We start from the raw sequence: 24,376 nt of genomic DNA, 5'->3' as shown, positions 1-24,376 counted from the left end.
TCCTACGAGCCTGTGTCACGAAATGCTCTCTTCAGGTGTCCAGCTAAGTCGAGTGTTGTCTTTCGTCGATTCGACAGTGATCAATACACTGTACCGATTGGCGAGAGCGCCGATGGCACCCGCATTGGCGCGCGCCTGTGCCACCCCTTCCACCGTGCAGAGAACTTCCACCTCGGGCGACTTTCTATGGAGAGCATGCCATCTGACAATATTGTCGGATCCAATTAGCTCACTAAGCTCACTTTTCGTAAATTCGACGCGATCGCTCAAGCGCGGCCGGGTGGATGATTCGGCCTCGATCACCACTTCACGGGGCTCATTTATGGTGTAATTAGAGGTGAAATTGCCAACCTTCTTGTTAATGGCACCTTCCAGTCTCTGAATTCTCCCACTTTGCTCCCTGATCAATGCCACGAGTTCGTTCAGGATGTCAGGAGTTTCTCGAATCGGGGCCTCGCTTTCAGGTGCAGCCTCCCTGATCGCGGAGAGTTTTTCGTCGAGGTCTCCCCAGAATCGGTCAAAGGTTACGAGCAGCCTCGCGGCGTCAACGCTGGTATCGCTTTTTTCGTTAATGCTTTTTACGAGTTGCCAAACCTCGTCCCTATGGCGGCTATCGGTTGCCTGGAATTGAGTGAGTGGCCCCTCTAGGTCCTTTACATCGAGATCCAGCAAGAAGGGCGCAAGCATCGATTCCCCCAACTCTCGCGATAATGCCCCAGATTCAAAGTTGATCCACGGAGCCGCTTGATTGTCGCGAGTCACGCAAACTATCCCGAAGGCGCAGTCCTTGAGCTCACTGGCGATCTTCGGCAATCCCCTCTCGCCTTTCGAAATATCTCGGGAGGAGACGAAAGGTGAGAGTGTCGGATTTATGTATGGGAGCCAATCGCGAAGCTCCTCAGCGCACTTCGCTCCTGCCGCTCCAGACCAGCTGATGAAGATTTTCATTGTCTCGTACCCCGCCCCGAACACCTGATGACGACAACATTCTGCCGACGAAGTGGACTGCTGTCTGGCGATCCCGCAAAGAGTGGCCTGGTGAGGAGGGCTGGATGGGGACTCGAGGAGGGCACGGATGGCATAGGGAGGGCGGGTCATGGCACGTCTCCACAAGAAGCGCGGGCCACCCGCAGACACCTCGGCATGCCGATGAGCTGCGGCGCGGTGGCCGTGCGAGACACCTGGAGGCATCGGGACATGCGGTGCACGCTTCGCAGCACAGTGGGGCTTCGGAGTCGAAGGCGGCTGCTGGCAGCCCAGGTTGGGAGGTGCGCGCGGCCGGTGCTGGCAGGTCACTCTTGGCCATCGGCGGAGCCTGAACGTCAATTAGGTCCCGGGCCTTCCCCGGGCCGCCTCAGACAGAGTCAGGAATGCAGCCGTACTACAGAGCTGGACACCTCGGGACCCGGCCGCGCGCAAGCGGACTCTAGCCAGCAGCACTGACAACGGCTGCCGGGGCCCCGAGCACGGTTCGGCTGGGCCGTCTGTGGGCCGTGCGAGGGCGCGCGACGACAACCACCAACGGCCAACCATGACAGCTCCATCGCAGGTCAGCGGCGCCCCAAAGGCACTGCACTGCAAACCACTCTGACGCCCCGTCAGTTCTAGTTATAGTGGGCAATGGTCGAGCAAGCGCCTTGCCGTCGCGGAGAGATGAGGGCTCATGAGCCAGGTGACCGAACACGGCGGAGGCGTCTGGTCGATCCAGGTCCCCATCCCCGACAACCCGCTCGGCCACACCCTGGTCCACGTCCTCGACACCGACCGCGGCCCCGTGCTGATCGACACCGGCTGGGACGACCCCGCCTCCTGGACCGAACTGTCCGACGGGCTCACCGCGTTGGGCACCTCCGTACGGGACGTCCATGGGGTGGTCATCACCCACCACCACCCCGACCACCACGGTCTGTCCGGGCAGGTCCGCGAGGCGTCCGGCGCGTGGATCGCGATGCACGCCGCCGACTCCGCCGTCGTCCGCCGCACCCGCGAGTCCGAGCCCGCCACCTGGCTGGAGTACCTCGCCCGCAAACTGACCACCGTCGGCGCCCCCGAGGAACACATCGCCCCGCTCCTCGCCGCCCGCTCGGGCGGCCGGACCCGGACGCTGCCCGGGCTCCGCTCGGCCGTCCCCGACCGCGAGATCGTCCCCGGCGAGCTCCTCGACCTCGCCGGGCGGCGGCTGCGCGCGATCTGGACCCCGGGCCACACCCCCGGCCATGTCTGCCTCCACCTGGAGGAGGAGCATCCCGCGCGGCTGCCCGGCCATGGCCGGCTCTTCTCCGGCGACCATCTGCTGCCCGGGATCTCCCCGCACATCGGCCTGTACGAGGACCCGGACGACGCCACGGTGACCGACCCGCTGGGCGACTACCTGGATTCGCTGGAGCGGATCGGGAGGCTCGGCGTCGCCGAGGTGCTCCCCGCCCACCAGTACGCCTTCGCGGACGCGGCCGGCCGGGTACGGGAGCTGCTCGACCACCACGAGGAGCGGCTGACCGGCCTCCTCGGCCTGCTGGCGACCCCGCTCACGCCGTGGCAGCTCGCCGAGCGCATGGAGTGGAACAGGCCCTGGGAACAGATCCCGTACGGCTCCAGGAACATCGCGGTCAGCGAGGCCGAGGCCCATGTGCGACGCCTGGTGAAGCTGGGCCGCGCGGAGGCCGTCGAGGGCACCGACCCGGTGGCGTACGTGGCGGTCTGACGCGCCGGCGCGGCGGCGGGCTCAGGCCTTGGCGATCCGGACGCAGGACATCACCAGGATCAACGGAGCGGTGCCGCCGCCGAAGATCATCACGGGAAGGGCCACCCACCACAGGAAGTGCTGGCCGCCGGCGGCCGAGTAGTTCGTACCGCTGTGCACGAACATGAACCACAGCACGTGCAGGACGCTCACCGCGCACAGCGCGATCCAGTAGACGCCGACCCCGGCCGCCCACAGCCGGACCCTGCCGGGCGGAACGGTCACGAGACGCCGCCGGTAGAGGTGGAGACCCACCATCGCCGCGAACAGCAGCAGTGTGCCGGGGACGCGCCACCAGTCGTTCATCGCCCACTGGTAGGGGCCCTGCTGCTGGTCCGAGAGCGACGGATACCGGACCGCCCGGTCCATGAGGTCGATCCCGCCGATGAGGAACGCGAACATCGGCACCAGGAAGAACAGTCCGTACAGCGGTCTGCCGAGCCCTGACGTCAGCGCCTTGACGGCGCGCACACGGGCGAGCGGGCGACCCGACTCGGCCCGGGCGCGCGGCACCCTCGCCGTCCCGGTCCCGGTCCTGGCGCGCCCCGGCAGGACCGCCGTGGGAGGCGGGGTGTGCGGGGGCAGGACGGTGGTGACCGCCTCCACACCGTCCACAGCCGCATCCGCACCCTTCACAGCCGCGCCCGCACCCTCCACGGCCGCGCCCGTCCCCTTGTCCGCCACGACCCCCGGTGTCTCCGCCTCGGTCAGCTCCTCCTCCGCCTCCGCGTTGAGCAGCTCCTCCGCCTTCTGCGCGATGGCGGCGACGACCGGCGCGGGCAGCCATGATCCGTGTCCGGCGCGATGCACGTCGGCGTCGGCGGCGAGCTCGGCGACCGTCGGACGGTCCTCGGGCCGCTTGGCCAGACAGTCCCGCGCGAGCTCACCGAAGCGGCCCCCGACCCCGTCGAGGTCCGGCTCGTGGTGCACGAGCCGGTAGAGCAGCTCGGCCACCGACCCTCCGCCGAACGGTCCGCGCCCCGTCGCCGCGAAGGCGAGGACCGCGCCGAGGGAGAAGACGTCCGCGGCCGAGCCGATCGTCCTGCCCTCCGCCTGCTCGGGCGACATGTAACCGGGCGAGCCGACCACGAGACCGGTCCCGGTCAGCGCCGTCTCGTCGGCCGAGCGCGCGATGCCGAAGTCGATGAGCAGGGGTCCTGACTGCGAGAGCAGGACATTGGACGGTTTGACGTCCCGGTGCACCAGGCCCGCGCGGTGCACACCGTCGAGGGCGTGGGCGAGCCCGGAGAGAAGTCGCCACAAGGCGTCCTGGGGCAGCGGCCCGTACCCGATCACGGCCTCGGAGAGCGCGGGGCCGGGAACGTACGCGGTGGCCAGCCAGGGCACCGTCGCCTCGGGGTCGGCGTCGAGGACGGGCACCGTCCCCGCTCCCCGTAACGACTGGGCGGCCCTGACCTCGCGGGCGAACCGCCGGCGAAAGCCGGAGTCGCCGGCCAGTGCGCCGTGGACGACCTTGAGGGCGACCGTCCGCCCGCCCGGCGAGCGGCCCAGATAGACGCAGCCCATGCCGCCTTCCCCCAGGCGGTACAGCAAGCGGTACGCGCCGACCCGGCGCGGATCGGTCTCGGTCAACGGCCGCATTCAGCACACCCCCGTGAGATGCCGTCCACGTCGCACACGTGAACAGCGGTCACGTGAGCAGCAGTCAGCATGGCACAGCGTCCGGTGCCCCGTGCAGGCTGTGTGTGAGGCGCCTCGCACCCGCCGGTCGCAAGGGGTACGGGCCGGTAGAGTGTGCGAGTCGTCATCATGCCCGTACGGGGGGAAGCCGGTGCAATTCCGGCACTGACCCGCAACCGTGAACCGTCGCCCTCAAGCCGTCGACGGTGAGTCGGAATGCCCCGTCGGGACGTGACCGCCGGCACCGTCGAGGAATACGGAGCCGAGCCTGGTGCCTTGTGCGTGCCGGTGCCCGGCCGCAGGAGAGGCCAGCACGCATGACCACCGTCCGCCGCGGCGCCGCCGCGTTCGCCACCGCCGCCGTGCTCTGCACCGCGCTGGCCCCCGCCGCGTCCGCCGCGCCCTCTCCGACCCCCACGCCCGCACCGGTGATCCCCGCCGGTCTCTACGGCACGAAGGACCCGACGTACGACGGTGTCTGGCGCCAGTCGGTCGCCTTCATCGCGCAGCGGATCAGTGGTGTGCAGCCCGCCGAGCAGGCCGTGACCTGGCTGAAGGGGCAGCAGTGCGAGAGCGGCGCGTTCTCCTCGTACCGGCCGGACCCCGCCAAGCCGTGCACCCCGGCCACGATGCTGGACACCAACGCCACCGCCGTCGCCCTGCACGCCCTCGCCGCCGTGCAGAAGCAGAGCGCCGACCCCGAGGCGGTGTCCAAGGCCGTCAAGGCGGGCTCCGGCTGGCTGAAGGGCATACAGAACAAGGACGGCGGCTGGGGCTACAACCCCGGCAGCCCCAGTGACGCCAACTCGACGTCCATCGTGGTCAGCGCGCTCGCCGCCCTGGGCGACAAGCCCGGTGAAGTGAAGTCGGCCGAGGGCCGGACGCCGTACGACGCACTGCTCACCTTCGCCACCCCCTGCTCCACGAAGGACGGCCCGGGCGCCTTCGCGTACCAGCCGGACAAGGACGGGCGGCTGTTCGCGAACGCCGACGCCACCGCGGCGGCCACCATCGCCGGACTCGGCAAGGGCATCACCGCCGGCGGGGTGAAGCCCGAGCAGTCCCCGACCTGCAAGGACCTGCCGAAGCCCACCGCCGAGCGGGCCGCGCTCAACGGCGCCTCCTACCTGGCCGGAGCGCTCGCGAAGACCGGTCACCTGAACACCCCGCCGATGCCCGGCGCCACCGACCCGACCGAGCTGCCCGACTTCGGTAACACCGCCGACGCCGTCGTCGCGCTCGCCGCGACCGGTGCCACCAAGGAGGCGACCGGGGCGCTGACCTGGCTGCAGCAGAACTCCGCGACCTGGGCCAGGGAGAGCGGCCCCGCCGCCTGGGCGCAGCTGGTCTTCGCCTCGAACGCGATGGGTGTCGACCCGCGCGCCTTCGGCTCGACCGACCTTGTCAAGGAGCTGAACGCCACCGGCCCCGCGCCGCAGAGCACGCCGTCCCCGAGCGCGTCGCCGGGTGAGGGCGACGGGGACTCCGGCTCCTTCGACCTGTGGTGGATCATCGGCATCGGCATGGTGGTCGGCGTCGGCATCGGCTTCCTGCTCAGCGGGCGCAAGAAGTGAGGACGCCCCGGCTCTGGACGCCCCGGGTTCCCGGCGCCGTGGCCGGGGCCGCCGGCCGCCGCACGGTCCGGGTCGCGGCCGGAGCGGCGGCAGGTGTCGTACTGACGCTGACCGCCGCCGCTCCCGCGCACGCCGCGGGATACCGGTACTGGTCGTTCTGGGAGAGCGACGGCGGCGGGACGTGGACGTACGCGACGCAGGGTCCGGCGTCCGCCCGTCCCGGGGACGGGGACGCGATCGGCTTCCGCTTCGCCCTCAGCAACGACAGCAGTGACGCCTCCCGGCCCTCCGCCGCTCCCTCCTTCACGACGATCTGCGCCGGTGTCGAGGAGAAGGCGGACACCAAGCGGGTCGCGGTCGTCGTCGACTTCGGCGGACCCGAGGACGCCCCGCCCGGCGAGACCCCGCCGTCCCAGCGGCTGAAGGTCGGCTGCGCGCAGGTCCGTGAGGACGCGACGGGCGCGGAGGCGCTGGCCGCCGTGGTGAAGCCGCTGCGGTACGACAGCGCGGCCCTGCTCTGCGGGATCGCCGGGTATCCGGCGAAGGGCTGCGGTGAGCAGGTGGCGGAGACGAAGCCGTCGTCCCCGGCGGGGACGACCACCGCGAATCCCACGTCGTCGGCCGCCCGGCAGGACGGCGACGACGACGGTCCCTCCGCCGGGATCGTCGTGGGCGGGGCTGCCGTACTCGCGATCGGCGGCGCCGCGATCTGGAAGGCACGCCGCCGCGCATGATCCGTGCCCCCGAGGCGAACCGCTCCAACGCCTTGCACGCCGGTGCCTGGTGGCTCTGGGCGCTGGGGCTCGCGGTGGCCGCCTCCCGTACCACCAACCCGCTCCTCCTCGGCCTGATCGTCGCTGTCGCGGGCTATGTCGTCGCGGCCCGGCGTACGGACGCCCCCTGGGCGCGCTCGTACGGGGCGTTCGTGAAGCTGGGCCTGTTCGTCGTGGCCCTGCGGGTGGTGTTCTCGATCGTGCTCGGATCGGCGATCCCGGGAACCTACGAGCTGTTCACGCTGCCCGAGGTGCCGATGCCTGACTGGGCGCAGGGCGTGCGGATCGGTGGCCGGGTGACGGCGGAGCAGGTCGTCTTCGCGGTGTACGACGGGGCGAAGCTGGCGACCCTGCTGATCTGTGTGGGCGCGGCGAACGCGCTCGCCAACCCGGCGCGGCTGCTCAAGTCGCTGCCGGGCGCCCTGTACGAGGCCGGGGTCGCCGTGGTCGTGGCGATGACCTTCGCGCCGAACCTGGTCGCGGACGTGATGCGGCTGCGGACGGCCCGGCGGCTGCGGGGGCGGCCGACCGGCGGGGTGCGCGCGGTGCTCCAGATCGGCTTGCCGGTGGTGGAGGGCGCGCTGGAGCGGTCGATCGCGGTGGCCGCTTCGATGGACGCGCGTGGCTACGGGCGTACGGCGCAGGTGCCGGCGGCCGTACGGCGGACCACGAACGTCCTGACGCTCGGCGGGCTGCTGGGGGTGTGCGCCGGTTCGTACGGTCTGCTGGCGGCGCAGGGCGCGGGGTACGGGCTGCCGCTGGTCGTCGCCGGTCTCGTCGCCGCGATGGCCGGACTCCGGCTCGGCGGGCGCAGGACGGTACGGACCCGGTACCGGCCGGACCGGTGGGGGGTGCGGGCGTGGCTGGTCGCCGGTTCGGGGGTGGCGGTGGCGGCGCTGATGATCTGGGCGAACGTCTACGCGTACGAGGCGCTGCATCCCGGCGTGGTCCCGCTCGTCGCACCGGAGCTTCCGGTGTGGCCCGCGGTATCGATCCTGGTGGGCCTGGTGCCCGCGTTCGTGGCCCCTGTGCCCGTCTCCAAGGAGTCTTCGTGATCCGGTTCGAGAACGTCTCGGTGCGGTACGGGGAGGAGTCGGAGCCCACGCTGCGTGACCTGGACCTGACGGTCCCGGAGGGCGAACTGGTCCTGCTGGTGGGCCCGTCGGGGGTCGGCAAGTCGACGCTGCTCGGCGCGGTGTCGGGGCTCGTCCCGCACTTCACGGGCGGCACACTGACCGGCCGCGTCACGGTCGCGGGCCGGGACACCCGGACGCACCGGCCCCGAGAACTGGCGGACGTGGTCGGCACCGTGGGACAGGACCCGCTCGCGCACTTCGTCACGGACACGGTCGAGGACGAGCTGGCGTACGGGATGGAGTCCCTGGGCCTCGCACCCGAGGTGATGCGGCGCCGGGTCGAGGAGACCCTGGACCTGCTGGGCCTCGCGGAGCTCCGCGACCGTCCGATCGCCACACTCTCCGGCGGCCAGCAGCAACGGGTGGCCATCGGCTCCGTGCTGACCCCGCACCCCGAGGTCCTGGTCCTCGACGAGCCGACGTCCGCGCTGGACCCGGCGGCGGCGGAGGACGTCCTGGCGGTGCTCCAGCGTCTGGTGCACGACCTGGGCACGACGGTCCTGCTGGCGGAGCACCGCCTGGAGCGGGTGGTCCAGTACGCGGACCAGGTGATCCTCCTGCCGGAGGGCACCATGGGTCCACCGGCCGAGATCATGTCGATCTCGCCGGTACACCCACCAGTGGTGGCGCTGGGGCGGCTGGCGGGCTGGAAGCCGCTGCCCTTGACGGTCCGCGACGCCCGCCGCGCAGCGGGTGACCTGCGCGAACGCCTGGAGACCCGGCTCACGGAGACGGCCTCCGCTGGGCCCGGCGCCGACGCGCCCACGGGGGCGGCCGGCCCCCGGCGGCCCGCGGCGGAGCCGCTCATGGACGGCGCCGGGACAGGGGGGTCTGCCGGGCGGAGCTCCGGGGGAGGCCGCGGTGGGGGAATCTCCAGGCTCTGGCGGCGCGACACCGCCGCCCGGGTCCCCGGGTCCGACCACCTCGTCGAGGTCGACGCCCTCGGCGTCCGGCGCGGGCGCGTCGAGGCGCTTCGGCGGGTGGACCTGAAGGTCCGGGCAGGCGAGACCGTCGCGCTCATGGGGCGTAACGGCGCCGGCAAGTCCACCCTGCTCAACGCGCTCGTCGGCACCGTCACCCCCACCTCCGGCGCCGTTCTCGTCTCCGGCCGCGTCCCCCACCGGACCGACCCCCGCGAGCTGATCCGGCAGGTGGGGCTCGTACCGCAGGAGCCGCGCGATCTGCTGTACGCCGACACCGTCGCCGCCGAATGCTCCGCCGCCGACACCGACACGGGCGCCGCGCCCGGGACCTGCCGGGCCCTGGTGTCCGAGCTGCTGCCGGGTGTCGCGGACGACACCCACCCCCGTGACCTGTCCGAGGGCCAGCGCCTCGCGCTCGCCCTGGCCGTCGTGCTCACCGGGCGCCCCCCGCTGCTGCTCCTCGACGAGCCGACGCGCGGTCTCGACTACGCGGCCAAGGCCCGTCTCGTCGCGCACCTGCGCGCGCTGGCCGCCGACGGGCACGCCATCGTGCTCGCCACGCACGACGTGGAGCTGGCCGCGGAGCTGGCGCACCGGGTGGTGATCCTGGCGGGCGGCGAGGTCGTCGCGGACGGTCCGACGGCCGAGGTCGTCGTCTCCTCCCCCGCCTTCTCCCCTCAGGTCGCCAAGATCCTCGCCCCGCAGCCGTGGCTCACGGTCGAGCAGGTCAGGGAGGCGCTGTGAGCGGCCGAGGACCCGTTCGGCTCGGTCCGCGTTCGGTCGCCGCCCTCGTCCTGGTCTCCGTCATCGGGCTGATCGCCATCGGCTGGCCCCTCTTCGCGGACGCCTCCTCGGCCGTGACCACGCACGCCGCCGACGCCCCCTGGTTCTTCGCCGCCCTCCTCCCTCTTCTGATCGCGGTGGTGGTCGCCACGATCGCCGACTGCGGGATGGACGCGAAGGCGGTCGCGATGCTGGGCGTGCTGGCCGCCGTGGGCGCGGCGCTGCGCCCGCTCGGGGCGGGGACGGCGGGCCTGGAGCCGATGTTCTTCCTGATGGTGCTGAGCGGCCGGGTCCTCGGGCCGGGGTTCGGTTTCGTCCTCGGCGCGGTGACGATGTTCGCGTCCGCCCTGCTCACGGGCGGTGTGGGCCCATGGATGCCGGTCCAGATGCTGGCGATGGGCTGGTTCACCATGGGCGCGGGTCTGCTGCCGGGGCCGGGGAAGGTCAGGGGCCGGGGCGAGCTGCTGATGCTGTCGGCGTACGGGTTCGTCGCGGCGTTCGCGTACGGCACCGTCACCAATCTGTACGGCTGGGTCACCGTGGGTGGCCTCGGGACGGGGATCTCCTTCGTCCCCGGCGACCCGGTCCACGAGAACCTGGTCCGCTTCCTCGCGTACGTCCTCGCCACCTCCCTCGGCTGGGACCTCGGCCGGGCCGCCCTCACGGTGGTGCTCACGCTGACCGTCGGCCGGACGCTTCTCAGGGCGCTTCGGCGGGCCACGCGGCGGGCGAACTTCGAGGCCCAGGTCACATTCGAGGCGCCGGATGGGCCCCCTCGGGGTGAGGCGCCCCACAGGACCTACGTCACGTACGAAGCGGAGTAGGAGAGGGTTCAGACCCTCCCAAATCACCCCATAGCCCAACGTGAGCTGCGAAAACGTCACAGTCCTCCGCCCGGGACGTTCGGCGCGGGTCCGATTCCGCGTCGTATTCGGGGTCGTTGCGTCGGCGTTCCGGCCCTGGTTGTCTGGTGGACGTCGCCAGGCAGCAGCGCTCAGCGCAGCGCCTCGGACAGGCCGATTCCCCACGGGATCCGGGTTCCCCGGGCTCTGGTTCCGGCTTGCCGAAAACGCCCGGCGCACCCCATGTCCCCGACGTTAGGTCGCGCTTTGTTCCGCTCCATCGCCACCCGTGCCAACTCCCGCAAGAAGACCCTGGCCGTCTCCGCAGCCGTGCTGCTGGGTGCCTCGGGCGCGGTTCTGGGCACGTCGGCTTCGGCCTCGGCCGCTCCCAGCGACGCCAAGGCGATCGCCAAGCAGATCGTTCCGGCTTCGCAGTTCGCGTCGTTCAGCAAGATCGTGGAGCACGAGTCCGGCTGGAACCCCTCCGCCACCAACTCGTCCAGCGGCGCCTACGGCCTGGTCCAGGCCCTCCCGGCCTCGAAGATGTCTTCGGCCGGCTCGGACTGGAAGACCAACCCGGCCACCCAGATCAAGTGGGGCCTCGACTACATGAACGACCGCTACGGCTCCCCGAACGGCGCCTGGGCGTTCTGGCAGGCCAACGGCTGGTACTAAGAGTCACCCCAGCCGGCCCGCAGCCGCGCACGCACCCGCAAGGCCCCGCCCTCCTCACGGAGGCGCGGGGCCTGCGGCGTTTCGGGCACGGCTCGCGTCACCGGACCCCCGGCCCCGTAGCCGTTCCTTCCGCGCGCTACAGCCGCTGGATGATCGTGCCGGTCGCCAGCGCCCCGCCCGCGCACATCGTGACGAGCGCGAACTCCTTGTCCGTACGCTCCAGTTCGTGCAGGGCCGTGGTGATCAGCCGCGCCCCGGTCGCGCCGACGGGGTGACCGAGCGCGATGGCACCGCCGTTGACGTTGACCTTGTCGAGGTCCTGGTCGAAGACCTGGGCCCAGCCCAGGACGACCGAGGCGAAGGCCTCGTTGATCTCGACGACGTCGATGTCCTTCAACGACATCCCGGCCTTGCCGAGCACGGCGCGGGTGGCGTCGATGGGCCCGTCGAGGTGGAAGTGCGGGTCGGAGCCGACGAGGGCCTGGGCGACGATCCGGGCGCGCGGCCTGAGCTTGAGGGCACGGGCCATGCGCTTGGAGGCCCACATCAGCGCGCAGGCGCCGTCGGAGATCTGGGAGGAGTTGCCCGCCGTGTGGACGGCGGTCGGCATGACCGGCTTGAGGCGGGCGAGCGCCTCCATGCTGGTGTCGCGCAGCCCCTCGTCGCGGTCGACGAGCCGCCACATGCCCTGTCCGGCGGCCTGCTCCTCCTCGGTCGTCGGGACCTGGACGGCGAAGGTCTCGCGCTTGAACCGCTCCTCGGACCAGGCGTTCGCGGCCCGTTCCTGGGAGAGCAGGCCGAGGGCGTCGACCCGTTCGCGGGTGAGACCGCGGTGCCGGGCGATGCGTTCGGCGGCCTCGAACTGGTTGGGCAGGTCGACGTTCCACTCGTCCGGCCAGGGCTTTCCGGGCCCGTGCTTGGATCCCGAGCCGAGCGGGACGCGGGACATGGCCTCGACTCCGCAGCTGATGCCGATGTCGATGACGCCCGAGGCGATCATGTTGGCGACCATGTGGCTCGCCTGCTGCGAGGAGCCGCACTGACAGTCGACGGTGGTGGCGGCCGTCTCGTAGGGAAGCCCCATGGTGAGCCAGGCGTTGCGCGCCGGGTTCATGGACTGCTCGCCGGCGTGGGTGACGGTGCCGCCGACGATCTGCTCGACGCAGTCGGCGTGGATACCGGTGCGTCCGAGGAGTTCGCGGTAGGTCTCGCCCAGGAGGTAGGCGGGGTGCAGATTGGCGAGCGCGCCTCCGCGCTTGCCGATGGGGGTGCGTACTGCTTCGACGATGACGGGTTCCGCGGCCATGAGCTCGTCCTCTCCTCGCCCGGCGGGGTGTCCCGGCACTCCGCGACGGGGGCGGTACGGGGAACTAGTACGCGTTCTAGTTCTGAGTGAAGTCTTATGACTGCTACCGCCGGTACGCAAGGGTTGTGCACGCACCCGCGTGCGCCGATTACCGGCAACAGTTCCCGTCGCATCCCTTGCGACTTGTAGAACCCGTTACTACCTTGCGGTCACCTTCTGATGGACCGTCAGACATGCTGTCAGGCACGCGTGTCTCAGACATGGAGTGTGTTGCCGATGCCCTGCCCTCACCTCCCCGAAGGGTTCGACGCCACCGACCCCGATCTGCTCCAGAGCCGCATCCCCTTCCCGGAGTTCGCGCGGCTGCGACAGACCGCGCCCGTCTGGTGGTGCCCCCAGCCGCGCGGCATCACCGGCTTCGACGACGAGGGCTACTGGGCCGTCACCCGGCACGCGGACGTCAAGTACGTCTCTACCCACCCCGAGCTGTTCTCCTCCACCGAGAACACGGCCGTCATCCGCTTCAACGAGCACATCACCCGGGACCAGATCGAGGTCCAGAAGCTGATCATGCTCAACATGGACCCGCCCGAGCACACCCGGGTCCGCCAGATCGTCCAGCGCGGCTTCACGCCCCGCGCGATCCGCACCCTGGAGGCGGCGCTGCGCGAGCGCGCCCGGGCGATCGTCGAGGAGGCGAAGCGGAACGTCGCGTCCGACGGCTCCTTCGACTTCGTCACCCAGGTCGCCGTCGAGCTGCCGCTCCAGGCGATCGCCGAACTCATCGGCGTACCGCAGGAGGACCGCGCCCGGATCTTCGACTGGTCGAACAAGATGGTCGCCTACGACGACCCCGAGTACGCCATCACCGAGGAGATCGGCGCAGAGGCCGCCATGGAACTCATCGGGTACTCGATGAACCTGGCCGCCGAGCGCAAGGAGTGTCCGGCCAAGGACATCGTGACCCAGCTCGTCGCCGCCGAGGGCCAGGGCAACCTCTCCTCGGACGAGTTCGGCTTCTTCGTGCTGCTGCTGGCGGTAGCCGGCAACGAGACCACCCGTAACGCCATCAGCCACGGCATGTACGCCTTCCTCACCCACCCCGAGCAGTGGGAGCTCTACAAGCGGGAGCGCCCGGCGACCACCGCCGAGGAGATCGTGCGCTGGGCGACCCCGGTGGTCTCCTTCCAGCGGACGGCCACCCAGGACACCGAGATCGGCGGCCAGAAGATCCGCAAGGGCGACCGGGTCGGACTCTTCTACTCCTCCGCCAACAACGACCCCGAGGTCTTCGAGAACCCCGAGACCTTCGACATCACCCGCGACCCGAACCCGCACCTCGGCTTCGGCGGCGGAGGCCCGCACTTCTGCCTCGGCAAGTCGCTCGCCATCAACGAGATCGACCTGATCTTCAACGCCCTCGCGGACGTCCTGCCCGATCTGACACTCGCGGGCGAGCCGCGCCGGCTGCGCGCGGCCTGGCTGAACGGGATCAAGGAGCTGCAGGTCCGGGTCGGCTCCTGACAGACCGGAAGGCGGGAGCCCGTCCCCCCTACGCCTGGGGCTCCCGTCTCCCGCCTCCCTCGGCCTCACGGCACGCGGAACCGGAACCTCGCGCCCCGCGTCTGAGCGCACATGCGGGGGACACAGAGAATTCTGGCCATGATCGTCGCGCTGCTCGCGCTCCAGCTCGGCACACTGATCGCACCGGCCTATGCGTGCGGCTGCGGGGCGATGATCCCCGACCGGAACCAGCGCATCGGCGTCGACCGGGAGACCTCGGCCGTGCGCTGGGACGGCCGTACGGAACAGATCGTGATGCGCTTCACGGTGCGCGGGAACGCCGAACGGGCCGCCTGGATCATGCCCGTACCCGGCCGGGCCGACGTCGCGCTGGGCGACCCGGAGCTCTTCGACGCCCTGGAGGACCTCACCCGGCCCGAGCGCAAGGACCGGTACTACTTCTGGCCGCGCGGCGGCGACTGGCCCTTCGACCGCAACGTCACGGACGGGGCCGGGGCCGCCCTGCCCGGGAACAGCGCCGACGTCGGTGTCGTCGGGCGCGAGCGGCTCGGCCCCTTCGACGTGGCCCGGCTGACCGCCACGGACCCGAAGGCGCTGAGCGGCTGGCTGGAGGAGAACGGCTTCGAGCTCTCCGACCGGCTCTCGACCGAACTGCGGCCGTACGTCGAGCGGAAGTGGGAGTACGTCGCGGTGCGTCTCGCGCCCGACGCCACCGGCACGGCGCTCCGGGGCGACCTCACTCCGCTCAGGATCACCTTCGCCAGCGACCGTCTCGTCTACCCCATGAGGCTCTCCCGCCTGGCGAAGACCCCTCAGTCCCTCGGCCTGTACGTCCTCGCCGACCACCGCATGGAGCCGCGCGACGACATCGGCGGAGCGCCGCCCGAGGTGACCTTCGCGGGCGGGATCGAGGAGAAGGAGGGCGCTGTGGCGGCGCTCACCGGCGGGCGCCCGGTCTATCTGACCGCCTTCGACCAGGAGTTCCCCGAACCGTCGCGGATCGACGGCGACCACGAACTGAGGACGGTCGCCGACACCCCGTACCGGGAGGTGATCTACACCGGCCGGCTGCTCACGGTCGGCGACGGGATCCCGGTCTGGCTCCTGACAGTCTCCGGCGTGCTGCTCGCGGCGGCCGGAACGGCCGTGGCGGTACGCGCCCGGCGCAGGCGCCCTGCGGTACGTTCGGCCGCATGACCAACGACCAATGGACCGCCGTAGACCGCTACTTCACCGACCTGCTCGCCCCGGCCGACGAGGCGCTCGCCGCCACGCTCGCCGACTCGACGGCCGCCGGGCTCCCCGAGATCGCCGTCGCCCCCAACCAGGGCAAGCTGCTGAACCTGCTCGTCGCGACGCGGGGCGCGCGCACGGTTCTGGAGATCGGCACGCTCGGCGCCTACAGCACCATCTGGATGGCCAGGGCGCTGCCCGCCGACGGCCGGATGATCACCCTGGAGTACAACCCGGCCCACGCTGAGGTGGCCCGCGCCAACATCGCCCGCGCCGGCCTCGACTCGATCGTCGAGGTCCGGACGGGCGCGGCCCTGGACACCCTGCCGAAGCTGGAGGCGGAGGGCGCGGGCCCGTTCGACTTCGTCTTCATCGACGCCGACAAGGCGAACAACCCGCACTACGTGGAGTGGGCGCTGAGGCTCTCCCGCCCCGGCACGGTCATCGTCGTCGACAACGTGGTGCGCGGCGGCAAGGTCGCCGAGGAGGACCCGAACGATGCGGCGATCACCGGCACCCGCGCGATGTTCGAACTGATCTCGCGCGAGCCCCGGTTGGACGCGACGGCGTTCCAGACGGTGGGTATGCGGGGGTACGACGGGCTGCTGATGGCCCGGGTCGTGGGCTAGGACCCGGGGTGCCGGTCATATCCTGCCCTTCATGAGCATCGTGAAGATCAACGTCCTGACCGTCCCGGCCGAGCAGCGCGAGGTCCTGGAGAAGCGCTTCGCGTCCCGCGCCGGTGCCGTGGAGGGCTCCGACGGCTTCGAGTGGTTCGAGCTGCTGCGGCCGCTGGAGGGGACGGACCAGTACCTGGTCTACACCCGCTGGCGCAGCGAGGAGGACTTCCAGAACTGGATGAGCGGTTCCATGAAGGCGGCCCACCAGGGCACCTCGGGCGGTCCCGAGGGCGAGGGCCGCCCGAAGCCGGCGGCGACCGGCTCCACGCTGTGGTCGTTCGAGGTCGTCCAGCAGGCCGCGCCCAAGCAGGGCTGACCGCGCTCGAAAACCAGGCGACGGGTCCGGGTCGTGCGTCCAGAATGGCGCGCATGACCTGGACCTTCGCCCCCGAGCGTGTCGACACCCCGGACGCCACCGCCCTGCGCCGCGACTACTACGACGATGTGGCGAGCCGCTACTGGCAGCGGCCCGCGACCGAGGCGGAGATCGACGAAGGGCTGACGAACGACGGGGTGGAGCGTCTGACTCCGCCGACCGGACAGTTCCTGGTGGCCCGGTACGAGGGTGAGGCGGCCGGCTGCGGTGGTGTGCTGCTCCTCGACGGGGAACGCGCCGAGCTGACCCGGGTGTTCCTGCGCCACGCCTTCCGGGGCAAGGGCGGAGCCGGGGCCCTGCTCGGGCACCTGGAGGACGCGGCCCGTGAACTGGGCATGCGTCGGATGGTCCTCAACACCCGTCTGGACCTGGTCGAGGCGCGTGCCTTGTACGGCCGCCACGGATACGCGGAGATCCCGGCGTACTGCGAGGGCCCGTACATGGACATCTGGTACGGCAAGGACCTCTGACGGCACGGCGGTTACGCGGGGTGGCCGCCGGACGGGTTACGCGTGCTGATCGGACGGTCGGGCGCTGCGGCCGCCGGGCGGGTTACGCGGGTGGCCGCCGGGCGGTTTACGCGTAGTAGCTCCGGACGGTCTCCGGGCGGTTTACGCGTGGTGGTCGCGGGGTGGCTCCGGCAGGCGCGGTCGCTCCGCGTCCGAGCCGTTCAGCTCGGCCGTCAGCTCCTCCACCAGCTGCACCAGATCCGTCGGCCGGTCCGGCCCCCACCAGTCCCCCAGCAGCTCGGCGAGCGAGTCCTCACGCGCCTTCGCCAGCTTCGCGGCGGCCTCGACCCCCTCGTCGGTGAGGATCAGCTGCAGCCCCTCCCGGCGTGCGAGGCGGCGCTCCTCGACCTGGCGGGACGCCTCGGTGATGGCCCGCAGCGGTACGGGGGTGGTCTCGGCCAACCGGGCCGGTTCCACGGTCCCGTGGCGGCGGATCCGCAACAGCAGCCAGCTCGCGGCCGGCAGCAGATCGAGCCCGGCTCTCGCGGTGATCTTCTCGTAGATCTCCCTGCGCCCCTTGCGGGAACCGAGCACGGACAGAGCGCGCGCGCACTCCTCGTAGGAGGACCGCTCCACCGGATTGGAGGCCAGGGTCTGGCTGGCGTCGGGGGCGGTGACCGAGCCGCGCAGCTTGTCCTCCTTGAGGAACCAGGCGACCACGAAGGCGACGAAGACCACCGGCGCCGCGTAGAGGAAGACGTCGGTGATCGAGGTCGCGTACGCGTGCACGACCGACGGCTGCAGCTCGGGCGGGAGCGCGGCGATCGCGCGCGGGTCGGCGGCGATCTGTTCGGGGCCGGTCCCGGGCGGCAGCGGCTGTCCGGCGAGGGCGCCCTCCAGCTGTGTGTTGAGCCCATGGGTGAAGATGGCGCCGAAGACGGCGACACCGAACGAGGCCCCGATGGAACGGAAGAAGGTCGCGCCCGCGGTGGCGACGCCGAGGTCCTGGTAGGAGACGGCGTTCTGGACGACGAGGACGAGGACCTGGATGACCAGGCCGAGTCCGACGCCGAAGACGAAGAAGTCGACGCTCATCTGCCAGGTGGAGCTGTGTTCCGTCAGTCTGTGGAGCAGCAGCAGCCCGAGGGTCGTGACGGCGGTGCCCGCGATGGGGAAGACCTTCCAACGGCCGGTGCGGGAGACGACCTGACCGGAGGTCGTCGAGGCGAGGAACATGCCGACGACCATGGGCAGCATGTGGACGCCGGACGCGGTCGGGGTGACGTCCTGGACGACCTGGAGGAACGTCGGCAGATAGGTCATCGCGCCGAACATCGCGAAGCCCACGACGAAGCTGATGGCCGAGACGAGGGTGAAGGTCCGGATCCGGAACAGCTTCAGCGGCAGTACGGGCTCGGCGGCGCGCTGCTCGACGTACACGAAGCAGACGAGGAGTACGGCTCCGAGGGCGGCGAGCCCGATGATCTGGGGGGATCCCCAGTCCCAGGTGGTGCCGCCGAGGGAGGCGACGAGCACGAGGCAGGTGGCGACCGAGGCGATGAGGACGGTGCCGAGGTAGTCGATGGTGTGCCGGGTGCGGCGCGCCGGGATGTGCAGCACGGCGGCGATCACGAAGAGGGCGACGATGCCGATGGGCAGGTTGATGTAGAAGACCCAGCGCCAGGAGAGGTGCTGGGTGAACAGTCCGCCGAGCAGCGGGCCGAGGATGCTGCTGCCGCCGAAGACGGCGCCGAACATCCCCTGGTACCTGCCGCGTTCCCGGGGCGGGACGAGGTCGCCGACGATGGCCATCGACAGGACGATGAGGCCGCCGCCGCCGAGCCCCTGGAGGGCGCGGAAACCGATGAGCTGCGGCATGTTCTGCGCGATGCCGCAGAGGGCGGAGCCGACGAGGAAGATGACGATGGCGGCCTGGAAGAGCTTTTTGCGGCCGTACTGGTCGCCGAGCTTGCCCCACAGGGGCGTCCCCGCCGTCGACGCGAGAATGTACGCGGTGACGACCCAGGAGAGGTGCTCCATGCCGCCGAGCTCGCTGACGATCGTCGGCAGGGCGGTGGAGACGATGGTCTGATCGAGTGCGGCGAGCAGCATGCCGAGCAGCAGGGCACCGATCGCGACGACAATGCTTCGGCGACTCCGCCCCTCGCCAGGAGCGGGGTCGCCGCCGAGGTCCGGCGAGCGTACTTCCTGGGCCATGAGCATCTCCGGGGCGTGTCCTCAGGGGTCCGTATCCCCTCATCCTGATCGTTGTGCCCCCTTATGTCCTCCCGAGGGGACGGCTGTTCAGGTGACGGACAGGAGCGGCCTGCATAATCGCTGCCAGGTGAACTGGGGAGGGGATCCACCATGACCGGACACGTCTGTCCTGAATGTGGTGTACAGAGAAGACCGGGCTGCGCCTGCGTCCAGGCGGAGATCGCCGCGGCGGAGGACTTCGACCCGCTGCGGATCAGGCCGTACGTGACCCTGGACGCGCCGGCACGGGGCGCGAACGAGGCACCGCCGCCGCCTCCGATTCCGCTTCCGGTTCCGGTTCCTGCGCCGGGTTCCGTCTCGGGGTCCGCTCCCGGTCCGGTGGCGCCCGCGGCCGCACCCGTACCGCCGACGGTGGCACCCCCGGTCGGGGACGGCCCCGAGACCATGCCGCTGCTGCTGCCCGGGATCGGCGCGACGCCCGCACCGGACGACGACGCCTATGACGGGACCGACGGGCGCTACGAGTACGACAGGTACGACGAGCCCGAGCCACGGCCCGCCACGCGCCGGCGGGGCGCGATCGTGGCGCTCGCGGCGGCGGTCGCGGTCGCGGTCGTCGCCACGGCGGCGGTCGCGGCGGGCCTGCTGGAGGACGGGGACGAGACGGACGACCGCGCGGCCGTGCCCACGGTCACCACGAGCGCGTCGGAGAACGTCGCCGTATCGGAGGAGCCGACCACCACGCCGTCCACGTCGGCATCGGCGTCGGCCTCCGCATCGCGCTCCGCTTCGGCTTCGCCCTCGCCCTCCGCCGTCCGGACCACGAAGGCCACCACCACCGCGCCGGCCGTTCCGCCGCCGCCCACGGCCACCCGGACCACGTCCGCCCCCACCCCCACGCCCACCCGGGAGACGGCACCCCCGACTCTGCGCCAGGGGGACTCCGGGGCCGAGGTCGAGGAGCTGCAGCTGCGGCTCAAGCAGGCGTGGGGGGTCTACGACGGCCCGATCGACGGCGAGTACTCCAGGCAGGTGAGGCGCGCGGTGGAGAGGTTCCAGGAGTACCACTCCATCGAGGACGACGAAGAAGGCGTGTACGGGCCCGAGACCAGGCGCGCCCTGGAGGCGCTGACCACCGGCTGAGGTGCCCCACCGGGCACCCGCCCCGCCGGGGCACCTCCCGATCCACCGGGCGCCGTCCGATCCACCGGCGCCGTCCGGTCCACCGGTGCCATCCGGTCCGCATGGCACCGTCCGGTCCGCCTGGCACGGCCCGAAGTCCGCGATGCGGAACGGATTGGCGTAGACGGCTCCTCGTTTTGTATCGTGGAGAAACAAAGTGGCTCCCGCCCGCACTCCCTGACCGGTGGGCGGGACCACTTCGTTCTCCTCCCACCCCCTCTGGAGACCGTCGATGCCCGCCATCACCCCGGCAACGCTCACGACCCGCGCCCTCCTGCTCGACATGGACGGCACCCTCGTCAACTCGGATGCCGTCGTCGAGCGCTGCTGGCGCCGATGGGCGATCCGGCACGGGCTGGACCCGGAGCAGGCGCTCAAGGTGGTCCACGGCCGCCAGGGGTACGCGACGATGGCCGCCCTCCTCCCGGACCGGCCCATGGAGCAGAACCACGCGGACAACCGGGTGATGCTGGCGGAGGAGACCGCCGACCTCGACGGCGTCGTCCCCGTCCCGGGCGCTCCGGCGTTCATGGACGCCATCGACGGCCTCCCGCACGCGCTGGTGACCTCGGCCGACGAGACCCTCGCCCAGGCCCGAATGGGCGCGGCGGGGCTGCGGATGCCGGAGACCCGGGTCACGGCGGAGCGGGTCGGCGCGAGCAAGCCGGACCCGGAGGGCTTCCTCAAGGGCGCGGCGGAACTGGGCTTCGACCCGGCCGACTGCGTGGTCTTCGAGGACTCCGAGGCCGGCATCCAGGCGGGACGCGCGGCCGGAATGCGGGTGGTGGGCGTGGGCCCGAGGGCGGCGGCCTTCGCCCCGGACGTCCACGTCATGGACCTCACGGCACTCACGGTGACGCGGATACCCGACGGCACCCTCCGCCTGACGTTCCCGGCGTAAGGCCCGGCGGCGGCGCCCGCCCGAGGGTCCCGCCGCCCTCCGCCTGACGTTCCCGGCGTAAGGCCCGGCGGCGGCGCCCGCCCGAGGGTCCCGCCTCGCCCCGGCGGTCAGCCGCGCGCCAGAGCGCCCCGCGCCACCAGTTCCAGGACGACGGCCACCGCCACCGCCTGGACAACCAGCAGCGCCACCAGCACGAACAGTTGCACCGCTCCCGCCTGCCACGGCGACGCACCGCCCAGCAGCATCCCCACGAACGCGCCCGGCAGCGTGACGAGTCCGACCGTCCGCGTCTGATCGAGGCCCGGCAGCAGCGCGTCCGACGCCGCCCGCCGCGCGACCTCCAGGCGCGCCTCGCGCTCGGCGAGGCCGAGGGCGAGTCCCGCCTCCACCTCACCGCGCCGTGTCTCCAGTTCGTCCAGCGCACGTCGCCCGCCCAGCACAGTGGCCGTCAGCGCCCCGCCGATGAGGATGCCGGTCACCGGGATGAGCGCCACGCCCCGCACCGGCACGAGCCCGGTCAGCACGAGCGCCCCGACGACCGGCACCACACCCGCCGCGATCGGCGCGCCGGCCCACCACCAGCCGCGCCCCGGGGACGGCACCACCCGCCGCCCGGCCGTCCACACGGCCACCCCGTACATCAACAGCAGGAACCCCGGCAGCAGCGGCAGATACCGCATCACCGAGCCGATCACCAGCGACACCGCGATCAACTGGACCGCCGCACGCCCACCCGCGACCAGCGTGTCGCGGGCGCGCCCGAGCCGAGCGAGCGCGACGACACCCGCGGCCACGGCGAGGAGAACGGCCAGAACCACCGCAAAGGTGATGTTCACTTCCAGAAGCACATGCCAACCCTAGGGGCGGGAAACGGAACTGTCGTTCCGTCACCCTTGATATGACGTGCCCATGTCGCCACCCTGTTACCTGGCGCACCCCCCACCGAAACCTGGCGCCATCACGCTGACCTGGCCGCCCGGCACCCCGCCCGGGGACGGCATGGCCAAGGTCCCCCCATCCCCAGGGAGTTCGTATGCTTGCCGCAAGCGTCTACGCGCGTCGAATAGCCCGTCGCACGACCGTGCTCGCCGCCACCGCCGCCCTCTCCGTCACCGGCCTCCTCGCCACCGCCCCCACCGCTCAGGCCGCCATGCCCACGCCGGTCAGCGCGGCCACCGCCCGTACCTACCTCGCCTCCCTCACGGTGAAGGCGGAAGGTTCCTCCTCCGGCTACAGCCGTGATCTCTTCCCCCACTGGATCACCCAGTCCGGCGCGTGCAACACCCGCGAGGTCGTCCTCAAGCGCGACGGCGTGAACGTCGGCCAGGACTCCAGCTGTGCCGCCGTCAGCGGCACGTGGTTCTCCGAGTACGACGGCGCGACCTGGACCGTCGCCTCCGACCTCGACATCGACCACATGGTGCCGCTCGCCGAGGCCTGGCGCTCGGGCGCCAACTCGTGGACCACCGCCAAGCGCCAGCAGTTCGCCAACGACCTGACCCGTCCGCAGCTCATCGCGGTGACGGACAACGTCAACCAGTCCAAGGGCGACCAGGACCCCGCCGAGTGGCTGCCGTCGCGCACCTCGTACCGCTGCACCTACGTCCGCGCCTGGGTCCACACGAAGTACTACTGGGGCCTGAGCGTCGACTCGGCCGAGAAGAGCGCCCTCCAGTCCGTCCTGAACGGCTGCTGAGAACGCTTCCTGCACCCCTCCGTCGTTCCGTACCGTACGGCGGGACGACGGAGGGGGATCACGATGGCGGCCGGGCTCAGAATCGGACCACTGCTGCGGTACGTCGACGGGGTGACCGGCGACTCCGCGACGATCTGGATCGAGGCCGACCGGCCGTGCACGGCGGAGGCCCGGTGCGCGTCCGGCGCCGGCGGCAGCACCCGCACGTTCCAGATCGCCGGCCACCACTACGCCGTGATCCCGGTGACCGGCCTGACGCCGGGCACGGCGACGGAGTACGAGATACGGCTGGACGGCCGCCGGGTCTGGCCCCTGCCCGACTCCCGCTTCCCGCCGAGCACCATCCGCACACCGGCCCCCGGTGACGCGGTCTCCGTGACCTTCGGCTCGTGCCGCTGGGCGGCGAAGCCCGCGGCCGGACACGACCCGGTCGGCCCGGACGCCCTCGACACCCTCGCGACGCATCTGGCCACCCACCCCGACGCCGAACGCCCCGACGTGCTCCTGCTGTTGGGCGACCAGGTGTACGCGGACGAGACCTCGGCCGCCACGCGCCGCTGGCTCGCCGCCCGCCGGGATCCGCGCGACCCTCCGGGCTCGGAGGTCGGCGAGTACGAGGAGTACACCCGGCTCTACGACGAGTCCTGGCAGGACCCCGAGGTCGGCTGGCTGCTCTCCACCGTCCCCAGCTGCATGATCTTCGACGATCACGACATCATCGACGACTGGAACACCAGCGCCGCCTGGCTGACGCGGATGCGCGCCACACACTGGTGGAGCGAGCGGGTGCTGAGCGGGCTGATGTCGTACTGGGTCTACCAGCACCTCGGCAATCTCTCCCCCGCGGAGCTCGCCGCCGACCCCCTGTACGCCGAGGTGTGCGGCTCACCCGACGGCACGGACGCGCTACGGCGGTTCGTGGCGCAGGCGGACGCCGATCCGGCGTGCGTGCGCTGGAGTTACCGCCGTGACTTCGGCCGCACCCGGCTGCTGATGATCGACACCCGGGCGGCCCGCGTCCTGCGGGAGGACGGGCGGGCGATGCTGGACGAGGCCGAGGCGGCCTGGGTCCGCGAACAGGCGCTGTCCGACCGGGGTTCGTACGACCATCTCCTCGTGGGCACGTCGCTGCCCTGGCTGCTGCCCCCGCTGATCCATGACGCGGAGACCTGGAACGCGGCACTGTGCCGGGGCGTACGGGGCGGTCCGGGCGGGCGGTGGGCGCGGTTCGCGGAGGATCTGCGGCAGCGGGCCGACCTGGAGCACTGGGCGGCGTTCCCTTCGTCGTTCGAGGCCCTGACGCGCCTGCTGGCGGAGGCGGGCAGCGGCCCGCAGGCGCCGGCGACGGTGTGCGTCCTGTCGGGGGACGTCCACCACGCGTATGTGGCAGAGCCCCGATGGCCCGACGGGGAACCCGAGGCTCGGGTGACGCAGCTGACCTGCTCGCCGCTCCACAACGCGATCCCGCTCTCGGTCCGCCTGGGCTTCCGGTTCGGCTGGAGCCGCGCCGGCCGCCGACTGGGCCGCGTCCTCGCCCGCCACGCCCACGTGGACCCCGCGGCGGTCAGCTGGCGCAGGACGGGCGGCCCCTGGTTCGGGAACCAGCTGATGACCCTCGCCCTGCGTGGCCGTTCGGCCCGCCTGACGCTCACTCAGGCCCGCCGGGGCGGCCGCCTGGTGACCGTGGACGAACGGATCCTCAGCGGCAGTTGAGTCCCGGACGCG

Annotated in this window: 21 protein-coding genes and 1 riboswitch; of the genes, 16 read left to right on the top strand and 5 right to left on the bottom strand. The window is 71.4% G+C overall.

The window, feature by feature from the left end; translation table 11 throughout:
• Positions 1 to 15: 15 nt before the first annotated feature.
• Positions 16 to 948 carry a TIR domain-containing protein gene (locus tag ACZ561_RS09010; RefSeq protein ID WP_470991231.1) on the bottom strand — a complete coding sequence of 311 codons (933 nt, stop codon included), beginning with the start codon at positions 946 to 948 and terminating at the stop codon, positions 16 to 18.
• A gap of 715 nt (positions 949 to 1,663) precedes the next feature.
• Between ACZ561_RS09010 and ACZ561_RS09005 the strand changes: the two genes are divergently transcribed.
• Entirely contained in the window at positions 1,664 to 2,701 is a 1,038-nt protein-coding gene (locus tag ACZ561_RS09005; RefSeq protein WP_470991229.1) for an MBL fold metallo-hydrolase, read from the top strand.
• A gap of 21 nt (positions 2,702 to 2,722) precedes the next feature.
• On the opposite strand, the gene ACZ561_RS09000 is transcribed toward ACZ561_RS09005, so the two are convergent.
• Positions 2,723 to 4,342 (bottom strand): serine/threonine-protein kinase, encoded by a 1,620-nt coding sequence (locus ACZ561_RS09000; protein WP_470991227.1) that lies wholly within the window; start codon positions 4,340 to 4,342, stop codon positions 2,723 to 2,725.
• Positions 4,343 to 4,522: 180 nt separating this feature from the next.
• Positions 4,523 to 4,603: riboswitch (cobalamin riboswitch) on the top strand.
• Positions 4,604 to 4,698: 95 nt separating this feature from the next.
• Here ACZ561_RS09000 and ACZ561_RS08995 point away from each other — a divergent pair.
• The 6 genes from ACZ561_RS08995 to ACZ561_RS08970 all read left to right on the top strand — a co-directional run bounded on the left by ACZ561_RS08995 (position 4,699) and on the right by ACZ561_RS08970 (position 11,087).
• A complete protein-coding gene (locus tag ACZ561_RS08995; protein ID WP_470991225.1) occupies positions 4,699 to 5,955 on the top strand; it encodes a prenyltransferase/squalene oxidase repeat-containing protein in 1,257 nt (418 codons plus the stop codon).
• Positions 5,952 to 6,689, top strand: a complete 738-nt coding sequence (locus ACZ561_RS08990; protein WP_470991223.1) for an SCO2322 family protein — start codon at positions 5,952 to 5,954, stop codon at positions 6,687 to 6,689. The genes ACZ561_RS08995 and ACZ561_RS08990 overlap by 4 nt, the downstream gene beginning before the upstream one ends.
• A complete protein-coding gene (locus tag ACZ561_RS08985) occupies positions 6,686 to 7,783 on the top strand; it encodes an energy-coupling factor transporter transmembrane component T (protein WP_470991221.1) in 1,098 nt (365 codons plus the stop codon). The genes ACZ561_RS08990 and ACZ561_RS08985 overlap by 4 nt, the downstream gene beginning before the upstream one ends.
• On the top strand, positions 7,780 to 9,531 hold the full coding sequence (locus ACZ561_RS08980) for an ABC transporter ATP-binding protein (RefSeq protein WP_470991219.1): 1,752 nt from the start codon (positions 7,780 to 7,782) through the stop codon (positions 9,529 to 9,531). The genes ACZ561_RS08985 and ACZ561_RS08980 overlap by 4 nt, the downstream gene beginning before the upstream one ends.
• Positions 9,495 to 10,394 (top strand): ECF transporter S component, encoded by a 900-nt coding sequence (locus ACZ561_RS08975; protein WP_470991217.1) that lies wholly within the window; start codon positions 9,495 to 9,497, stop codon positions 10,392 to 10,394. The genes ACZ561_RS08980 and ACZ561_RS08975 overlap by 37 nt, the downstream gene beginning before the upstream one ends.
• A 285-nt stretch (positions 10,395 to 10,679) precedes the next feature.
• Entirely contained in the window at positions 10,680 to 11,087 is a 408-nt protein-coding gene (locus tag ACZ561_RS08970; RefSeq protein WP_470991215.1) for an aggregation-promoting factor C-terminal-like domain-containing protein, read from the top strand.
• Positions 11,088 to 11,223: 136 nt separating this feature from the next.
• On the opposite strand, the gene ACZ561_RS08965 is transcribed toward ACZ561_RS08970, so the two are convergent.
• On the bottom strand, positions 11,224 to 12,393 hold the full coding sequence (locus tag ACZ561_RS08965; RefSeq protein ID WP_470991213.1) for a steroid 3-ketoacyl-CoA thiolase: 1,170 nt from the start codon (positions 12,391 to 12,393) through the stop codon (positions 11,224 to 11,226).
• Between the two features lie 276 nt (positions 12,394 to 12,669).
• Here ACZ561_RS08965 and ACZ561_RS08960 point away from each other — a divergent pair, with 276 nt between their 5' ends.
• From ACZ561_RS08960 to ACZ561_RS08940, 5 genes are all read left to right on the top strand, one after another.
• A complete protein-coding gene (locus tag ACZ561_RS08960; protein ID WP_470991211.1) occupies positions 12,670 to 13,917 on the top strand; it encodes a cytochrome P450 in 1,248 nt (415 codons plus the stop codon).
• 138 nt (positions 13,918 to 14,055) lie between these two features.
• Positions 14,056 to 15,114 carry a DUF2330 domain-containing protein gene (locus tag ACZ561_RS08955; protein ID WP_470991209.1) on the top strand — a complete coding sequence of 353 codons (1,059 nt, stop codon included), beginning with the start codon at positions 14,056 to 14,058 and terminating at the stop codon, positions 15,112 to 15,114.
• Positions 15,111 to 15,779: an O-methyltransferase gene (locus tag ACZ561_RS08950; protein ID WP_470991207.1), complete on the top strand. Its 669-nt coding sequence runs from the start codon at positions 15,111 to 15,113 to the stop codon at positions 15,777 to 15,779. Before ACZ561_RS08955 ends, ACZ561_RS08950 begins: the two co-directional genes overlap by 4 nt.
• A gap of 31 nt (positions 15,780 to 15,810) precedes the next feature.
• A complete protein-coding gene (locus ACZ561_RS08945; protein WP_470991205.1) occupies positions 15,811 to 16,146 on the top strand; it encodes an antibiotic biosynthesis monooxygenase family protein in 336 nt (111 codons plus the stop codon).
• 44 nt (positions 16,147 to 16,190) lie between these two features.
• The gene (locus ACZ561_RS08940; RefSeq protein WP_470991203.1) at positions 16,191 to 16,676 is read left to right on the top strand and encodes a GNAT family N-acetyltransferase; all 486 of its coding nucleotides are present in this window, start codon (positions 16,191 to 16,193) and stop codon (positions 16,674 to 16,676) included.
• A gap of 141 nt (positions 16,677 to 16,817) precedes the next feature.
• On the opposite strand, the gene ACZ561_RS08935 is transcribed toward ACZ561_RS08940, so the two are convergent.
• Positions 16,818 to 18,872 carry an MDR family MFS transporter gene (locus tag ACZ561_RS08935; protein ID WP_470991201.1) on the bottom strand — a complete coding sequence of 685 codons (2,055 nt, stop codon included), beginning with the start codon at positions 18,870 to 18,872 and terminating at the stop codon, positions 16,818 to 16,820.
• A gap of 150 nt (positions 18,873 to 19,022) precedes the next feature.
• Between ACZ561_RS08935 and ACZ561_RS08930 the strand changes: the two genes are divergently transcribed.
• Both ACZ561_RS08930 and ACZ561_RS08925 read left to right on the top strand, forming a co-directional pair.
• Positions 19,023 to 20,015: a peptidoglycan-binding domain-containing protein gene (locus ACZ561_RS08930; RefSeq protein WP_470991199.1), complete on the top strand. Its 993-nt coding sequence runs from the start codon at positions 19,023 to 19,025 to the stop codon at positions 20,013 to 20,015.
• A 271-nt stretch (positions 20,016 to 20,286) separates the two neighbouring features.
• The gene (locus ACZ561_RS08925; RefSeq protein WP_470991197.1) at positions 20,287 to 20,955 is read left to right on the top strand and encodes an HAD family hydrolase; all 669 of its coding nucleotides are present in this window, start codon (positions 20,287 to 20,289) and stop codon (positions 20,953 to 20,955) included.
• Positions 20,956 to 21,062: 107 nt separating this feature from the next.
• Here the strand turns inward: ACZ561_RS08925 and ACZ561_RS08920 are convergent, their stop codons facing one another.
• On the bottom strand, positions 21,063 to 21,803 hold the full coding sequence (locus tag ACZ561_RS08920) for an ABC transporter permease (protein ID WP_470991195.1): 741 nt from the start codon (positions 21,801 to 21,803) through the stop codon (positions 21,063 to 21,065).
• A 185-nt stretch (positions 21,804 to 21,988) separates the two neighbouring features.
• Between ACZ561_RS08920 and ACZ561_RS08915 the strand changes: the two genes are divergently transcribed.
• Positions 21,989 to 22,651 (top strand): HNH endonuclease family protein, encoded by a 663-nt coding sequence (locus ACZ561_RS08915; protein ID WP_470991193.1) that lies wholly within the window; start codon positions 21,989 to 21,991, stop codon positions 22,649 to 22,651.
• 63 nt (positions 22,652 to 22,714) lie between these two features.
• Positions 22,715 to 24,364: a DUF7800 domain-containing protein gene (locus tag ACZ561_RS08910; RefSeq protein WP_470991192.1), complete on the top strand. Its 1,650-nt coding sequence runs from the start codon at positions 22,715 to 22,717 to the stop codon at positions 24,362 to 24,364.
• Positions 24,365 to 24,376 lie beyond the last annotated feature (12 nt).

The sequence above is a fragment of the Streptomyces sp. NPDC039609 genome (genome assembly GCF_055596705.1).
The sequence above is the reverse complement of the archived record's forward strand: the minus strand, read 5'-3'. Positions and strand labels throughout refer to the sequence as shown.

What these genes read in the sequence shown, in the direction of transcription:
- ACZ561_RS09005 (WP_470991229.1), top strand. Translation starts at nt 1,664, where the DNA reads ATGAGCCAGGTGACCGAACACGGCGGAGGCGTCTGGTCGATCCAGGTC.
- ACZ561_RS08965 (WP_470991213.1), bottom strand. Translation starts at nt 12,393, where the DNA reads ATGGCCGCGGAACCCGTCATCGTCGAAGCAGTACGCACCCCCATCGGC.
- ACZ561_RS08915 (WP_470991193.1), top strand. Translation starts at nt 21,989, where the DNA reads ATGCTTGCCGCAAGCGTCTACGCGCGTCGAATAGCCCGTCGCACGACC.
- ACZ561_RS08960 (WP_470991211.1), top strand. Translation starts at nt 12,670, where the DNA reads ATGCCCTGCCCTCACCTCCCCGAAGGGTTCGACGCCACCGACCCCGAT.
- ACZ561_RS08925 (WP_470991197.1), top strand. Translation starts at nt 20,287, where the DNA reads ATGCCCGCCATCACCCCGGCAACGCTCACGACCCGCGCCCTCCTGCTC.
- ACZ561_RS08940 (WP_470991203.1), top strand. Translation starts at nt 16,191, where the DNA reads ATGGCGCGCATGACCTGGACCTTCGCCCCCGAGCGTGTCGACACCCCG.
- ACZ561_RS08985 (WP_470991221.1), top strand. Translation starts at nt 6,686, where the DNA reads ATGATCCGTGCCCCCGAGGCGAACCGCTCCAACGCCTTGCACGCCGGT.
- ACZ561_RS09010 (WP_470991231.1), bottom strand. Translation starts at nt 948, where the DNA reads ATGAAAATCTTCATCAGCTGGTCTGGAGCGGCAGGAGCGAAGTGCGCT.
- ACZ561_RS08935 (WP_470991201.1), bottom strand. Translation starts at nt 18,872, where the DNA reads ATGGCCCAGGAAGTACGCTCGCCGGACCTCGGCGGCGACCCCGCTCCT.
- ACZ561_RS08910 (WP_470991192.1), top strand. Translation starts at nt 22,715, where the DNA reads ATGGCGGCCGGGCTCAGAATCGGACCACTGCTGCGGTACGTCGACGGG.
- ACZ561_RS08955 (WP_470991209.1), top strand. Translation starts at nt 14,056, where the DNA reads ATGATCGTCGCGCTGCTCGCGCTCCAGCTCGGCACACTGATCGCACCG.
- ACZ561_RS08945 (WP_470991205.1), top strand. Translation starts at nt 15,811, where the DNA reads ATGAGCATCGTGAAGATCAACGTCCTGACCGTCCCGGCCGAGCAGCGC.
- ACZ561_RS08950 (WP_470991207.1), top strand. Translation starts at nt 15,111, where the DNA reads ATGACCAACGACCAATGGACCGCCGTAGACCGCTACTTCACCGACCTG.
- ACZ561_RS09000 (WP_470991227.1), bottom strand. Translation starts at nt 4,342, where the DNA reads ATGCGGCCGTTGACCGAGACCGATCCGCGCCGGGTCGGCGCGTACCGC.
- ACZ561_RS08930 (WP_470991199.1), top strand. Translation starts at nt 19,023, where the DNA reads ATGACCGGACACGTCTGTCCTGAATGTGGTGTACAGAGAAGACCGGGC.
- ACZ561_RS08995 (WP_470991225.1), top strand. Translation starts at nt 4,699, where the DNA reads ATGACCACCGTCCGCCGCGGCGCCGCCGCGTTCGCCACCGCCGCCGTG.